The organism is Paraburkholderia graminis (genome assembly GCF_003330785.1).
Lineage (GTDB): Bacteria > Pseudomonadota > Gammaproteobacteria > Burkholderiales > Burkholderiaceae > Paraburkholderia > Paraburkholderia graminis.
In genome coordinates, this window is the sequence record NZ_CP024934.1 from 124742 (window position 1) to 140247 (window position 15506).

Here is a 15506-nt window from a genome sequence, read left to right on the forward strand (position 1 = left end):
GACTCCTGGTGAGTCCAAATAACAGACCAGAGACAGAGAATGCTGATCATAATGACTTCACCAGATGCAGTTCTTCGCGGCGGTGTACCGGACCCGCAGCTCGTTCAGGTGTTGACTAACGTTAAGGCCTTGGGTAATGCCGTGGGGCTCATTTCTAACCATGCTCAACCGGCATGGTTCCAGGGAGCTTTCGGCACAAGCGGTGTGCAGTTCTTGCAAAATCCGGGGCGTCAATCTGGCGAGGTCGTCTCGCAGAACGCGAGCAAATTCGGGCTGAATCCATTTGACGTTCTCGTCCTTGCGGCCAAGGATGAAGATGTTCAGATGGGGAAAAATGGCCATGCGTTGCTTGTTGCTGCTGGTTGGTCCGGCGCCAGACAGGTTGAGGCGCTGGGCATACGCGTCGACAACGCGGTCGAGTTCAATGAGATCATCGATCTAACGGCTGGCTGGCAAGGGCATTGGTGGTTTGCGGGTGATGCGCCACACTACCGAGTGCGCGCGTTGTCTGATTTGTCGGGGTATGGAAAATCTACAACGCAGCAGGATATTGCGCGACGATTAACCAACACGGTGAAGAATGGAGGCGGGCGGCTAAACGCTCTTTTGGCCATTACTGCTCGATCGCTGCTGATCGATGGTACCGATTCAATACCGGGGTTAGTGTGGGGCGTGTACCCATCGTCGAGCAGCGATAACAGCGACGCAGATACTTTGTCCGATTTTACGCATCGATTGCGGACCACTGTCTCACGGGTTCGCTTTTCTAAACGAGGCGAACCACTATTCATTCGGCACTCACCGTCAGTTAAGCGATCTGCAGGCGGCGCGGGAGATCGCACTGACCCGACAGGTCAGCTATTGACGTTGCACCTTAATCCGTACTACCAGGAGAGCAACCGGCTTATTGGCAAACACGTGGTAGTGGTCGATGACTGCACCACCTACGGTGTGTCATTCGGCGTAGCTGCGGCGTTCCTTCGAAAAGCAGGTGCTGCGAACGTCACGGGTATCGCACTAGGCAAATTTGGTAATCAACTTCGACACTACGAAATCGATATCCTAACCGATCCCTATGCTCCGGTAGTCGCCGGAGGTTTTACCGTCGCGTCGTCGGGCTGGTTGACGGGGACCACCAATCCTGTTAGCCAGCAGGTGCTTCATTCGCTAATTCCGTAAACTTCTGCAGTTCAAAGGCGGAGCGTTCGTCGGTCCTTCTGGGGAGACTGCGAGCTCGCGATCGGCGCTCGCTCCGCGCCAGCAGAGCGCGCGCAACTCCTAGGAGTCACTCTTTCACCCTGGCCTTCCATTGTCCTTCGGCTCGGCTAGTACCAGTGCGAGATGGCGAGGGTGGGAGAGTTCAACGCTATACGACTTGCCGCTCGGAGACCGCCGAATCAAGCCGTTCGCGAACACCCGCAAGAATCGATGCGCGGGGATTTTGTCTATGATCCGGCAAAGGTACCCACGATGTCGATAAGCATCAACGTCGGCTTGACTCACGTAAAGATAGACCGGCAGGTTATCGATCTTGTCGTAGAACTTCAGCTTGAAACCTCTGCCGCCGTCTTTCGGGTATCGGTCGGAAAGCGTCGCGCCGCCGTAGATGATCCGATCCGCGGTTGCTTCCGAACACCGCGTGAGTGGCTGAAAGTATTCGCCGAGCGAGAGCATGCCGACCTTCTTCACGCGCAACGCCAACGCACGGAACTCTTCGTCACTGAGGTTTGTGCGCGCTTCTCGGTAGGTTTCGACCAAGCGCTCGAGGCTACGCGTACTCGCGTGCCCTCCAGGTGGGTCTTCAGTGCGCGGCCGTGTTGGGCGGTGATGCTCGCCGCTAGCGGCTTCGCCATCGCCTCCCTTATCTCCGACGTGCAATCCAGGCTTCCCATTACCTTCTTCCCGATCAGTCGGGTCGAACGACAATACGAAATCAGTCAGCTTGCGCCGTACGATACGTTGGCGCGCCTCCTCGTCCGTTTCCCCCGGTAGCGGCTTGTCCGATGCATCGCCCTTGGCGGCCTTGCGCCACTCGCAGTCCGGAAGATGCTTTTCGGGGTTATGCGCGCGAAAGTGCGCGGCGACATGCCTGGAACCCTCTTCGGCATTGAATGTGAAAGCCACGCCGGTCACTGCGACGCCTGCCTTGCGACAAGCCTCATCTGAGCAGAGAAATCGGAACCGCTCGGGTGTGGGCTCAATCGAGAGAAATTCCCGACGCGCAGCATCAATGGTTACGACCTCATCAAGATCAATGCAATAGGCACGCGTAATTCTCATAGACTAACCATTCGGAGATGGATCAGGGACTGAATTGAGATAGCGAGAAAAATCCTACCATGTCGTGTATGCCTCCTGTTAACCGGATGACTTTACGTCGTAATTGCACGACATCGTCTTCGGCGAGGTGATGAAGCGGCGGATCGGGAACGGAACGCCTGCGGACGATGTTTGCTGGTCGGTGCGTGCATGCGGCCTCAAGAGGACTTGGAATGTGAAGATGTTCGCGATCTTGCGTCTGAAAATTTGGAAATGTTCCTCGCTCTGTGAGCGTCGGCACACGTATCCCATTGCCATAAAGCGAGAGGCCAGAATGGATGAAGCGATCGTCGTCTTTTCCCGAAGCGGGCAAACGTAAAGGGTGATACAGCAGTCTTAACTGGCATGTAAGATATATATTGGAATATGATCTGCCGACTCGCTGAACACGAGCACAGAGACATCAAAATCGAGAGAGACCACTATTCGGGGCTTCGCCTTTTTGCACAGCAATGCCGCTGCTTGATTGGGCAACCATCCTTTGAATCCTTTCGCGGCCGATGTCCACTACGGTCCTGTGTATGCATGCCGCATGAACTTGGATGGTTATGAAACAGCGCGCCGTCTGTGGACGGCCTTATTCATAGCCACGTGAAAGGTTCGCTTCGAAAGGAGGATGTTGATGACGCAGAACCGGCTCAAGCCTGAAACATTGGGTGCCTGGGTGGTACATCACGGTCGGAAACTTCAGAGCGACCAGCGGGGGCCTGCCGAATTTTCGGCGATTGACGGCGCCGCCAAGGGTAGTCTTCTGCTGGCTGGCATGGCATCGTCGGACAAAGCGGACCTTTCTGCCAAGGAAGTCTCAGCGCTCGCACAAGCTGCGAGCCTAAATCCGAAAACTGAGTTGAGCGGCTATCTGGCGATGTTGAAATCCCGTCAGCTGATCGATGTTACTTCGGCGGGCGCCGTCTCGATTTTGGGATTGAGTTCACGAAAGGTCCTCCAAGAGTCCGCCGCGATTTTTGAGTCCCTCGGACCGACTACCGAAGAGCGCGCGGCCGTTGACTTGGCCGAAGAAGCATCCATGACGCCGCGGCTGCAAGTGCGCGAACGAAAGCGCTTATCGGAGCAGTTTTCAATGTCTCTCGGCGACGTGGACGAATTGCTACGGCGTTCGGCCGAGATCGGCTTCATTGATGTCGAGCAAGACGGAACTGACCGCTTACTGTTCAACGGCAATCTGTTCCGGCGGAACAGTGTCGTGAAGTCCAAACACGTCCTTGACAGCCTCTCGACAAGTGAGCGCGATCGAATCAACCAGATCACCGTGCGTTTGTCGGAAAGCGGCTGTATCGATCGTGACGAAGTGAAGAGGGCTCTGACCGAGTCCTTATTCGACAAGCTCATGGCCGCGGGCTTTTACGATGTGAATATGGTGTCGAATGACCAGGGTGAGCACGCTTTCGTCACCGCGCCGGCTGCGTTCCACAAGTTTGTCGATCCGATGGTAGACGACGCGTTTGATCTGGCCAAGGCGCTCGTAGCCGCGCTCACCTATGGCATCGCGAAAAGCAATCCGGGACGTGGCCGCATCATGCAGCCATCCGTTCTGTTGAGCAAGCTAGTACAGGGTTACGAGGTTGGACCGGCGACCGCAATTGGTCAAGACTACAAGGTGCTCGAATTGCGGCGGGTTATCAGTCTTCGTCCTGCTGCACGGGGCATGTTCTTCATGAAGCTCCGCAAGCGGGACATTGGCGAAATCGCTCAACAGGTATTGCTGCAGGGCGGTGCTAGTGATCAGGTGCTCGGTTCCATCCCGTCTGCGGCTATGTCAGGCTATATCGGCCCTGAAGAATCTCGGGCCACCTTCAGACGTAACCAAAATAGGCCTAGCAGGAAGCATACGGGCGACATTTTGCAGACGCTCCGTGAACAGGGGGGCGCATGAGCAAGGCAGTTGCGACCGACAAAGGTGGACGCGCTGAGGAAGGGCTTGCCGCACACTTCCGCAGCATGGGCTTCTTCGCGCTCCGCGGATTGCCATTTCGGCACGACGAGGAGGACATCACCGATGTCGATGTATGGCTGTACGAACGCGGAGCTGGCGCGGAACGCCGTCGTTTCATAGTTGATTCAAAGAACAAGGCAAGGCCGAAGCTTGTCGAGCGCCTTTTTTGGACCTCTGGCGCAAGAGACGCACTGGGAGTCGATGGAGCCTATGTGGCTTCAGCAGGCATCCGCGAGGCCACGCGACGACTAGCAAAGCGCTTGCGGATCAACGTCGTGGACCTGCAGACCGTGGCTATCGACGAAACCGCTGTTTCCCAGAGATTGACTCGTGAAGAATTGAGCAAGCTTGTCGGCGAGACTGATCGCAACAGAGACAGCAAAAGGTGGAGAACGCATTTGCACGATACGCTCGCCGCTCTGCTGACGACTTTCGGTGGCAGTAGCGCAAACGTCGGGCTTCGTAGCGCGGGATATTTTGCCGATCAGATATTGACGACGGCGTCGGCCTCGCCGGCGAGCCAACTCGCAACTCGAGCGTTCTACCTGTCGGTCTCTGCCGCAGCCATAGGGCTTGACTACGTCGTTGCGCAGACGGCCTACCAGGCGACAGACCGACAGCAGCAAGAGGTTGAAGACGCCGTACGCTACGGTTCGGATCATGCCGAAACGAAGCGCAGGCTCGACCTCGCGTTACAGGTGGCACGTCAGTACCTTCCCAACGGGGCGGCACAGGCTAACCAGTTGCGCGAGAAGATCGCGAGCGATACGGAGGCCTTCCTCGGCGACGTGATCGCAGAGGTCGCCTTAAAAATGGGAAGCAGCGGGAGTCTTTTTGATGCGGCCAGAAATCTAGAGATGGCTGCTCATCTTCGCTATCTCCCTGCCTACTCCTCCTTAAGCACAGAGGCGCGCTCGTTCTGCGGAGCGGTCATGGACTTCTTCGAACTCGACCGCACGCAGCTTGCGGAAGTGCTTGAATCGAACGCCTCTACGGGAGATCTGAACTCAGAGGCTCATCATGCAGATACGGACGAGGTATAAAGGGTTGACTCAAAAATGACGAAGCTCGTGTTCAATGCGGCGCGCATCCGGCCAGCGGAAGGAAGCCGCCTGTCGGTTGGAGTGCAACCTTATGACAAGGAAACACTTGCCAGACTTCGTCGTGAATGCAGTGGGCAATACTTCTTCCGGCGAGGCGGTGTCGATGGAAATAGCATTCTCTCTGTGGCGCTCGATTCGGGGCTGCCAAGCTTGGGCGACCAGATCGACGAATTTGACCTTTCGAAGGCACACGGCCTAGTTGCTCCTCTCGCGCTCGAATCTCTTCTTCGAACTTTCTTACGCCTTGGTCGGACAATTCTCCGTGCAACTCACCCGCTGAGGGTGCTGTCACAGCGTCCGGGAAATCTGCTGCCAAACGACTCAGGGTTGCCCGTATGGTTGCAACGGCGCATCGTTCTCGACTTTGATACTCGCACCCTATGGGCACTTGGGACCAAGCCTCAGACGGTTATCGTTTGTAGTACCCGGACGCGCAACATTATCGATGCGGACTGTCGCGTACTACTTGAGCACGACATCCCGTTGGTCGGCCGATATGTTGCGCGAAAGCATGCCAATGACGACCCCCGGTTGGTTGAATCTGTCAGGCTTGTCGGGCGCGTTGCGCGTGTCGACGGCGGAAATCTGATCCTTGATGATGCCAGGGACAGGCTCGAATCGATCGCGATACAAGATGCTTTCCTTGAGCCGAGGAAAGAAAACGTCAATTGGGTCATCGAACGCCTGCTAAAGGGCCGCGCCCAACGAGCTATCGAGCAGGCCGACGCCTCGGCAGCGCATCATTTGTCAGGACCTCAGCGGCTAGAACTGGTTTGTCGGACGTTTGACTATCTGCGCGGGCTTGATCTTGAACTGGCGCCGGGCGTCACTCTCGAAATCGGGCAGATGATCTCGCAGACGGCCAATACCTGGCGTCAAAGAACCGAAGCCATTCAGAAGCCGCTTCTGGTATTCGATCCCGACGGCACTCGGACCGATCGCTGGAATGAGCGCGGTCTGGATCAACATGGGCCATACGATCGGCGCAGCTTCACGCCGAAGCAGTTGCGTATAGCTGTTGTATGCCAAGCGCACTATGAAGGGCAGGTTGATGCCTTTCTCGCCAAGTTTCTCGACGGCCTACCCGACGTCCAAACGGGTAATGGCGAATGGGCTCGGACTCCATATGCGAAGGGATTCGTGCGCCGCTATATGTTGGAGTCGGCCAAGATAACAGTCTTCACCGCGCGTGGACCAAACACCAGCGACTACGCGGCGGCTTGCAGAGAAGCCATCGCCGCAGCCACGAATGGCGGTTTCGAATGGAATCTGGCGATCGTCCAGATTGATCAAGATTTCAAAAGCCTGCGCGATGAGCTGAATCCGTATTACGCTACAAAGGCCATCTTCCTTAAGCATCGGGTCCCGGTTCAGGAGATCACCGTCGAGACGATGAACTTTTCGAACCAGCAGCTGGTGTTCGCATTGAACAACATGAGCGTCGCGACCTACGCAAAAATTGGTGGCATCCCTTGGTTATTAAAGTCTCAGCCAAGAGGTGCGCACGAACTTGTGATCGGTATCGGATCGCAGGATCTGGCCACAGACCGGCTTGCACAGAAGAAACGAGTTGTTGGCCTGACCACTGTGTTCAGCAGCGACGGCAACTATTTGCTTGATGACATGACAGCAGCGGTCGACTACGACAGCTACACATCTGCATTGCTGGATTCGCTGAAGCGTTCGATAACGAAGGTTCGCGACGCCGACGGCTGGCGCAGTTCAGACGACGTGCGTTTGATCTTTCACGTATTCAAGGAAATGGCTGACAGCGAGGCAGAGGCGGTCGGGCATGTTGTACAGCAGCTTGGCCTGACGCAGGTGAAGTACGCGTTCCTTCATATCGTCGACCAGCATCCCTTCACGATCTTCGACGAAGCAAGTAAAGGGATACGCAGTCGAGATGGAATGAAGGGTGTTCTTGCCCCGGAGCGTGGACTCTCGATTCAGATCAGCGACCGGGAAACGCTATTGTTTTTCACCGGAGGCCGTGATCTTAAACAGGCCCGTGACGGCCATCCTTTGCCGACTCTTTTGCGCCTGCACCGTCAGTCGACGTTCCAAGACATGACGTATCTGACCCGCCAGGCCTTCGACTTTTCGTGCCACAGTTGGCGAATGTTCACGCCGGCCCCACTTCCCATCACCATTCACTATTCGGAGTTGATGGCGAGACTGCTGAGTGGCTTGCGCAATGTTCCCGACTGGGACCCTGACACAATGCTTGGTCCGGTGAGTAGAACACGATGGTTTCTTTAACAGAACTCGATCATTGGTCGTTGCGAAGGACCTTGGCTCGTGCGGCGGCAGACGATGCCAGCCAGCCGCAGCAGGCACGCGGCTTCGCTGCTTGGGTCCAACAGGACTTGCCGGTTCAATTGACCCTTCTCAAATCTTTAGCTGGTGACGCGGTCGGCCTAGCAGATCAACAACAATCAAACGTCGTTTCATTATTGGGATATGCCATTAGCGTGGATTCGGCGTATGTATCCCCCTTCATAAGCGGTGTTGCTTGGCTCCGCCGGCGCCAATATTTCGTCGCTGGTCGGGCGGCTGGTTTCGAAGTGAATGGGCTTGCTCTGCTCGGCGTCGCGATTGGTCTGCGTGCGACCTCGGAATTCGGTGCCGACGCGGCGCAGGCAATAGCATGGCTCAAGAACCTTCTGTCGCAGTCACTGCAACAGCGTCGTCTCGTGGACTGGAATGAATCTCTAATTGCCGCATCTGCTGAAGTGCTCGGAGACTGCTACGCGATGGGCAAGGTTGTCCCAGATTTGCGGATCGCCTTGGCTGCGAGGGGCATGCTTTCGGCGGACCAGTCCGCGCGCGCGTCGGCTTGGAGTCTGATTGCAGGATTAACCGGCTCCGACGACGGCATGAGCCGCGCCGCTGCTCAAGCTGCAGCACTTGGCTTCTTGGTCAGGGAGTCGTCGACGCTTCGGACGGGCAGCAGTTCCGTCTCCGATGTTGCCAACGTGCTAAGCGGCTTGGCTCGCTCGATGCGCAGATGGGTGTGGGAATCAAAGCCGCGCACGCCTCGCTCGGCCACCGCACGTTGGATTATAGACAATGAGTATCACGTTCAGGACATGCTCTGGGTCGTCCTAGCTCCTCAATTCCCAGATCTTGACGATGAGGAGTGGCTGAAATCTCTAGGCCATCACCACCCTCGCGCCGATCTCGCCATCCCGTCGCTCCGGGTGATTATTGAAGTGAAGTTCGCCCGCAAGGGTGGAAAGTCCTTTAGCGACCTCATTCAAGAGGTGGCCGCTGATGCCAGTACCTATTTGCAGGAAGGCAGCGGCTACACCGAGATTATCGCCTTCGTCTGGGATGACGGCGCGCGCACCGAGGAGCATGCCGAGTTTCGTCAGGGCTTGATGCGCATCCGGGGCGTAACAGACGCGATCATCCTTCCTCGGCCTCAAAAAATGGACCGCGCAATACCAATTGCACCCGAAGGCGTCTGACGAAGCAATCCGAATTGACCGCCCCTCACCGCAACTTGTGAGTGTCAAGCGCAAACCCGAAGCGCGTGTGGCAGGTGAGCGTGGTGAGAGGCCGGCTATTACGTAGAATCCGCCGACGAACCTTTGGTAGCCTTTTGTGGGTCAGATGCATCGAGGTTGATTGATGCTGACCAAGAATGCCTACATGGTGCCTACACGGAAGCTGAAAAGCAAAAAGCCCGGTCGCGAGAACCGGGCTAAGTGATTGAATTCTTTGGTGGGGCGTGAGTGACTCGAACACTCGACCTACGGATTAAGAGTCCGCTGCTCTACCAACTGAGCTAACGCCCCAACAGAAGCGAAATTATGCAGGATGTTTTTGGGCTTGCCAAGCCCCCTTAGCAGATTTCTTAAAAAAACCGCTCCCACTTCGAGTCATCCCTCAACGAAAGCGCTGCCTCCGAAAAGGCGCTGCGCCGGGCATCCCGGTATCATGTCGCGGACTCGCGGACACTTGCCGCTCACGCTCCGCGCAGCCTTCGACGGGAATCGCCATGGACGACAAAGAGACTATCGAGCTGCTCGACCGCATCCTCGCGCCGTGGGTCCGCGAACTGGCGCTCACGCCCGTCAAAGCCGATGCGGAAGGCGCCACGCTGCGCCTGCCTTTCGCCGGCGCGCTGCGGCATTCAGGCGGCGTGATTTGCGGCCAGGTGTTCATGGCCGCCGCCGATACAGCGATGATCGTGGCGATTTCCGCGGCATTAGGCGGCTTCAAGCCGATGACCACGGTGTCGCTCAACATCAGCTTCATGCGCGCCGTGCGCAAGGGCGACGTGCTCGTCACCGCGCGCGTGCTGCGCCTCGGCCGCAACCTCGTTTTCGGCGAAGTCGAGCTGTTCGACGAGACCGGCAACATGGCCGTCCACGCGACCACGACGTACGCGCTGCTCGAATAAGCAAAGCGGCGCGCATCATAAGACAAGGCACCAGGAAATAAGATGTTCGATCAGGTCGTATTCGCCGGCGGCGGCAATCGCTGCTGGTGGCAGGCGGGTTTCTGGGACGTCGTGCAACCGGAACTGCGCATCCGTCCACGCGTCATCACGGGCATTTCGGCGGGCGCGGCCACCGCTTGCATGCTCTACACGCGCGATTCCGAGTGGGTCATGCGCTATTACGAAGACGCGCTGCGCCACAATTCGCGCAACGCCTATTGGGGCAACCTGCTGCGCGGTCAGTCGGTGTTTCCGCATTACCGCATCTATCGTCAGGCATTGCTCGACATCTACGGTGAGAAGTTTTCGTCGCTTGCCGATGCGCCCGAGATTCGCATCGGCGTTTCACATTTGCCGCGCTGGCTCGGTGCGCGCAGCGCAGTCGCGGCCGGACTCATCGCGTACAACATCGAAAAATATGTGCGCAAGACCTTGCACCCGACGCTCGGTCAGACACTCGGTTTTCATCCGGAATTCGTGCGTGCGCAGGACTGCGCGACCGTCGAAGATCTCGCCGATCTGATTCTGCAATCGTCGAGCACGCCGCCTTTCACGCCGGTCTTGCGGCGCAACGGCCGCCCGGTGCTCGACGGCGGCATGGTCGACAACGTGCCGGTCGGCGCGCTCGACGCCGATGCGCCCGGCAACGTGCTCGTCATGGTGACGCGCCTTTATCCGCGGCCGCAGATGTTCGTCGTGCCGCACGGCGTGCAGCAGCGCCTGTATGTGCAGCCGTCGCGCAAAGTGCCGATCTCGAGCTGGGATTACACGAGCCCCTCGCAGATGGTGCATGCGTACAACCTCGGCCGCGCGGACGGCGAGACCTTCCTCGAACGCATGCCCGACCTGCTGGAGTTTGCCGCCTGACGCAGGACGCCTGACGCCCGCGGCTATCGCTTAGCGCCGACGTCCACCCTGCAACGCTTCGGGATTCGCCACGCTGGCCGTGTCGCCGGCATCGAAAGCCAGAATGTTTTTGAACGCCGCGCTGAAATACAGCTCGTAGCTCTCGCGCTCGACATAGCCGATATGCGGCGTGCAAATCACATTCTCCATACGCAGCAGGCTGTAGCCCTGCAGGATCGGCTCGCTTTCATACACGTCGATGGCGACCATCCCCGGGCGATTGTGCGACAGCGCGCCGAGGAGCGCGTTGTCGTCGAGCAGCTCGGCGCGGCTCGTGTTCACGAGCAGTGCGGTCGGCTTCATGCGCATCAGATCTTCCTGCTTGACGATGCCGCGCGTGTCGTCGTGCAGCCGCAAATGCAGCGACAGCACATCGCTCTGCTCGAACAAGGCTTCGCGGCTCTCGGCCACGCCATAACCGTCCTCGCGAGCGGCTTCGCGTGAATGCTCGCGGCCCCAGATCAGCACGTTCATGCCGAAGGCCTTGCCGTAACCGGCGACAAGCCGCCCGATCTTGCCATAGCCCCAGATGCCCAGCGTCTGACCGCGCAACACCTGACCCAAACCGAAGTTTGGCGGCAGCGCCGAAGTCTTGAGCCCCGACTGCTGCCAGGCGCCCTGCTTCAGGTTCGCTACGTATTGCGGAATGCGCCGCTGCGCCGCCATGATGAGAGCCCACGTCAGCTCGGCGGGCGCGATCGGTGAGCCGCTGCCTTCGAGCACGGCGATGCCGCGCTCGGTACAGGCCGGGAGATCGATGTGGCTGGACACTTTGCCCGTCTGGCTGATCATGCGCAAACGCGGCAGTTTGTCGAGAAGTTGCGAGCTGATGCGGGTACGTTCCCGAATCAGGACTAGCGCGTCGACTTCCGAAAGACGGCTCGCGAGTTGGCCGAGTCCGCGGACGGTGTTGTTGAAAACTTTGACTTCGTGATCGGCGAGCAATTGAAAGCAGTCGAGCTTGCGAACGGCGTCCTGATAGTCGTCGAGGATGGCAATCTTCATGGTATGTGTCTTGCGGCGCACCATGGCGGTGCGGAACGGAGTGTTATGCTGACTGTCCCATCATGTGACCCAAGTCACATGCCGGTTTAGCTGAATGCCTTACCGTAGCAACTACCGCGTAGAACGATAGCGCTACAGCAAGGCCGATTGACATCGTTTTTAACAGTTTGTTGAGTGTACAGGCAAGCCGCTTTACAGACGGTTGCAGACGCCCGTCCCATGCGCCCTGGCCCAACAAGCTGCGTTGAAGCCCGTGACGACCTGTGCAGTTGCGCGTCCGTTTGTAGAAACTGGCGCAACGAACAAAATGCCTCTCGCATGCAGCGTCGCCGGGCTTGTACCGTTTTCCAATCCCTACAAACGGAGACAAGTCGATGAATCTTCCATCATTCGAGGCACAGCCCGCAGTGAAGGCGGCAGTAGAAGCGCCAGCGTGGGTGAAACATCGGAAACTGATCGACTGGGTCCAGCGCGTTGCCGCTATGACCCGTCCGGACAACATCGTGTGGTGCGACGGTTCGCAGGAAGAGTACGACCGCCTGTGCGCGCAGATGGTCGAAGCCGGCACACTCAGGAAGCTCAATCCGGCGAAACGTCCGAACTCGTATCTCGCATGGTCCGATCCTTCCGACGTCGCGCGCGTCGAGGACCGCACTTTCATTTGCGCGCAACGTCGTGAGGACGCCGGTCCGACCAACAACTGGGTCGCGCCGGACGAAATGCGCACGACACTCGACGGCCTCTTCGAAGGATCGATGCGCGGCCGCACCATGTACGTGGTGCCGTTCTCGATGGGCCCGCTCGGCTCGCCGATCGCGCATATCGGCGTCGAACTCAGCGACAGCCCGTACGTGGTCACCAACATGCGCATCATGACGCGCATGGGCCGCAAGGTGTACGACGTGCTCGGCGAAGACGGCGAGTTCGTGCCGTGCGTGCATTCGGTCGGCGCGCCGCTCGAAGCGGGCGCCAAAGACGTGCCGTGGCCGTGCAATCCGACCAAGTACATCGTTCATTTCCCGGAGACGCGCGAAATCTGGAGCTATGGCTCGGGCTATGGCGGCAACGCGTTGCTCGGCAAGAAATGCTTTGCGCTGCGCATTGCATCGACGATGGGCCGCGACGAAGGCTGGCTTGCCGAGCACATGCTGATTCTCGGCGTGACTTCGCCCGAAGGACGCAAACACCATGTGGCGGCCGCGTTTCCGTCGGCGTGCGGCAAGACGAACTTCGCGATGCTGATTCCGCCCGAAGGGCTGAACGGCTGGAAGATCTCGACCATCGGCGACGACATCGCGTGGATCAAACCAGGCAAGGACGGCCGCCTGTACGCGATCAACCCGGAGGCCGGCTACTTCGGCGTCGCGCCCGGCACGAGCGAAAAGACCAACTTCAACGCGATGGCCACGCTGAAGGAAAACGTGATCTTCACGAACGTCGCGCTGACCGACGACGGCGACGTCTGGTGGGAAGGCATGACCGACGAACCGCCCGCGCACCTGATCGACTGGCAAGGCAAGGACTGGACGCCCGCGAGCGCGAAGGAAACGGGCCGCAAGGCGGCGCATCCGAATGCACGCTTCACGGCGCCGGCGTCGCAATGTCCGTCCATCGACGCCGATTGGGAGAATCCGGCGGGCGTGCCAATCGACGCGTTTATCTTCGGCGGCCGCCGTTCGACGACCGTGCCGCTCGTCACCGAGGCCCGCAACTGGGTCGAGGGCGTCTACATGGCCGCGACCATGGGTTCGGAGACGACCGCCGCCGCCGCGGGCCAGCAAGGCGTCGTACGGCGCGACCCGTTCGCGATGCTGCCGTTCTGCGGCTACAACATGAGCGACTACTTCGGCCATTGGCTGAAGACGGGCGAGCGGCTGCAGCAACTGAACGCGAAGCTGCCGAAAATCTTCTGCGTCAACTGGTTCCGCAAGGGCGCGGACGGCAAGTTCGTGTGGCCGGGCTTCGGCGAAAACATGCGCGTGCTCGGCTGGATGGTCGGCCGCATCGAGGGCACGGCGCAGGGCGAGGAGCACGCGTTCGGCGTGTCGCCGCATTACGAGGACATCGACTGGAGCGGTCTGGACTTCAGCCGCGAGCAGTTCGAGCAGGTCATTTCCGTCGACGACGCAGCCTGGCGCGCCGAACTCGCGTTGCATACGGAGCTCTTTGACACGCTGCAGCACGGCCTTCCGCCCGCGCTAGCGAAAGCCAAGAGCCAATTGGAGAGCAAGCTCGCAGCTTGACGACGTGAGTGTTCGCTAACTCGCAGAAGCCGCCTTCGGGCGGCTTTTTTCATTTTCAGCGCCGCCAAGCCGGGCGCGAGCCGCGTTCAGCGCTCGACACACTGATCTTTCATCTGTTCGAAAGCCGCGCGTGGGCAAGCTGCGCCGCAGCACATTGTTTCTAACGACGGAACAATCGCCCCCGATGCCCCACATTCGGGCATACAGTCGCACGAAAATTGACGAAATTTCCGCTTTTGCGGGCAACTTCTGCACGATTGCGCGAGTCGTAGGAGAATCCCTAATTCGCTTCCACTGGTTATCACCAATTGTCAGGGAGCCGTAACACGGCAGGAGTTGTGATATGGATCATTTGCAGTCGATGCGAGTTTTCGTCAAAGTGGCGGATCTCGGCAGTTTTGCCCGCGCTGCGAGCGCGATGGATATTTCCAACGCAGTTGCCACCCGTCACGTTGCCGACCTCGAAGGGCGTCTTGGCACGCGGCTGCTCAACCGTACGACCCGCAGTCTGTCCCTGACCGAATCGGGTCAGGTTTATCTGGAACGCGCGCGCCAGATTCTCGACGAGCTTGAAGACGTCGAGCAGATGGTGGTCGCGCGAAATCACGAGCCGGTCGGCACATTGCGCATCGTCGCGCCGGTCGTGTTCGGCTTGCACAATCTGGCGCCCGTGCTGCAAACGTACGCGGAACGCTATCCGAAGGTCATTCCCGACGTCACGCTCGTCGATCGTCAGGTCGATCTGGTTGAAGAAGGTTTCGACGTGGGCGTGGTAATCGCGCGGCAGATGCGCAGCGCGAGCATCGTCACGCGGCGTCTGACTACGGGCTGCATGACGGTTTGCGCAACCCCGGCGTATCTGGAGAAGCACGGCACCCCCACGCGTCCCGAGCATCTGCTCGAGCATCCGTGTTTGAGCCTGCCCTCCGAGTATTGGGGCGACGAGCGCGTGTTTACCGGTCCCGAAGGCGAAGTGCGTGTGCGTCCGTCGAATGTGATCGTCGCGAACAACACGGAGATGCTGCGTCAGTTCGCGCTGCTCGGCATGGGCATCGCGATTCTGCCGAGCTATCTGATCGGGCGCGACATGACGCGCGGCAGGCTGGTGCGCCTCCTTGGTGATTACCGTTTGCCGCAAGTCGAGATCAACATCGCCTATCCGAGCCGTCGTCATTTGCCGGCCAAGGTGCGCACGTTCATCGATCATCTGGTCGAGCATTTCAGCCAGACGCCGAATAGCCTGCTCGGCGAGCAATGGATCAAGGACGGCGTTGGACGCCCGGCGTCGGCGTCGTTTGAACCGGCGGATGCGTCGATGCCGCCGGAAGCATTCGACGGCGCGGAGCCGCTGTCGCGTCTGCTGGACAGCGAGTTATCGCCGGTGCCGAAGACGTTGGCGAAGCCCGGAAGTCGTACCCGGCCGGCGGCGTTGACGCCGCTGTAGAGGCGGTTCAGGCGCGATGTAGGATGTCGGCGCGTCGAGCGCGGCTGCTGAACGCATAAAAAAAGCGCGGTCACCTTGCAGGTGA

General features: G+C 58.9%; 11 protein-coding genes and 1 tRNA gene. 9 read left to right on the forward strand and 3 right to left on the reverse strand.

Annotated elements, in window-relative coordinates; all coding sequences use genetic code 11:
• The first annotated feature begins 39 nt into the window (after positions 1-39).
• Positions 40-1179, forward strand: a complete 1140-nt coding sequence (locus CUJ91_RS00515) for a phosphoribosyltransferase (RefSeq protein ID WP_114155673.1) — start codon at positions 40-42, stop codon at positions 1177-1179.
• Positions 1180-1293: 114 nt separating this feature from the next.
• Here CUJ91_RS00515 and CUJ91_RS00520 read toward each other — a convergent pair whose 3' ends face one another.
• On the reverse strand, positions 1294-2280 hold the full coding sequence (locus CUJ91_RS00520; protein ID WP_114155674.1) for an ATPase: 987 nt from the start codon (positions 2278-2280) through the stop codon (positions 1294-1296).
• A 661-nt stretch (positions 2281-2941) separates the two neighbouring features.
• Between CUJ91_RS00520 and CUJ91_RS00530 the strand changes: the two genes are divergently transcribed.
• Genes CUJ91_RS00530 through CUJ91_RS00545 form a run of 4 tightly spaced genes read left to right on the forward strand, consistent with a single transcriptional unit; the run spans position 2942 to position 8846 of the window.
• Positions 2942-4213 carry a hypothetical protein gene (locus tag CUJ91_RS00530; RefSeq protein ID WP_114155676.1) on the forward strand — a complete coding sequence of 424 codons (1272 nt, stop codon included), beginning with the start codon at positions 2942-2944 and terminating at the stop codon, positions 4211-4213.
• Positions 4210-5316: a hypothetical protein gene (locus tag CUJ91_RS00535; protein ID WP_114155677.1), complete on the forward strand. Its 1107-nt coding sequence runs from the start codon at positions 4210-4212 to the stop codon at positions 5314-5316. Before CUJ91_RS00530 ends, CUJ91_RS00535 begins: the two co-directional genes overlap by 4 nt.
• 15 nt (positions 5317-5331) lie before the next feature.
• Positions 5332-7635, forward strand: a complete 2304-nt coding sequence (locus tag CUJ91_RS00540) for an argonaute/piwi family protein (RefSeq protein WP_114155678.1) — start codon at positions 5332-5334, stop codon at positions 7633-7635.
• Entirely contained in the window at positions 7623-8846 is a 1224-nt protein-coding gene (locus CUJ91_RS00545; RefSeq protein ID WP_153067606.1) for a PD-(D/E)XK nuclease domain-containing protein, read from the forward strand. Before CUJ91_RS00540 ends, CUJ91_RS00545 begins: the two co-directional genes overlap by 13 nt.
• A gap of 254 nt (positions 8847-9100) precedes the next feature.
• On the opposite strand, the gene CUJ91_RS00550 is transcribed toward CUJ91_RS00545, so the two are convergent.
• Positions 9101-9176, reverse strand: a tRNA-Lys gene (locus CUJ91_RS00550).
• Positions 9177-9379: 203 nt separating this feature from the next.
• Between CUJ91_RS00550 and CUJ91_RS00555 the strand changes: the two genes are divergently transcribed.
• Positions 9380-9784: a PaaI family thioesterase gene (locus tag CUJ91_RS00555; protein ID WP_029969424.1), complete on the forward strand. Its 405-nt coding sequence runs from the start codon at positions 9380-9382 to the stop codon at positions 9782-9784.
• Between the two features lie 42 nt (positions 9785-9826).
• Positions 9827-10690 carry a patatin-like phospholipase family protein gene (locus CUJ91_RS00560; protein WP_107709121.1) on the forward strand — a complete coding sequence of 288 codons (864 nt, stop codon included), beginning with the start codon at positions 9827-9829 and terminating at the stop codon, positions 10688-10690.
• 30 nt (positions 10691-10720) lie between these two features.
• Here CUJ91_RS00560 and CUJ91_RS00565 read toward each other — a convergent pair whose 3' ends face one another.
• A complete protein-coding gene (locus tag CUJ91_RS00565; RefSeq protein ID WP_044021454.1) occupies positions 10721-11734 on the reverse strand; it encodes a D-2-hydroxyacid dehydrogenase family protein in 1014 nt (337 codons plus the stop codon).
• A 374-nt stretch (positions 11735-12108) separates the two neighbouring features.
• Here CUJ91_RS00565 and CUJ91_RS00570 point away from each other — a divergent pair, with 374 nt between their 5' ends.
• Both CUJ91_RS00570 and CUJ91_RS00575 read left to right on the forward strand, forming a co-directional pair.
• Positions 12109-13977, forward strand: coding sequence for a phosphoenolpyruvate carboxykinase (GTP) (locus CUJ91_RS00570; protein ID WP_053857364.1), 1869 nt, complete (start codon positions 12109-12111; stop codon positions 13975-13977).
• Between the two features lie 343 nt (positions 13978-14320).
• A complete protein-coding gene (locus CUJ91_RS00575) occupies positions 14321-15421 on the forward strand; it encodes a LysR family transcriptional regulator (protein WP_006050554.1) in 1101 nt (366 codons plus the stop codon).
• Positions 15422-15506 lie beyond the last annotated feature (85 nt).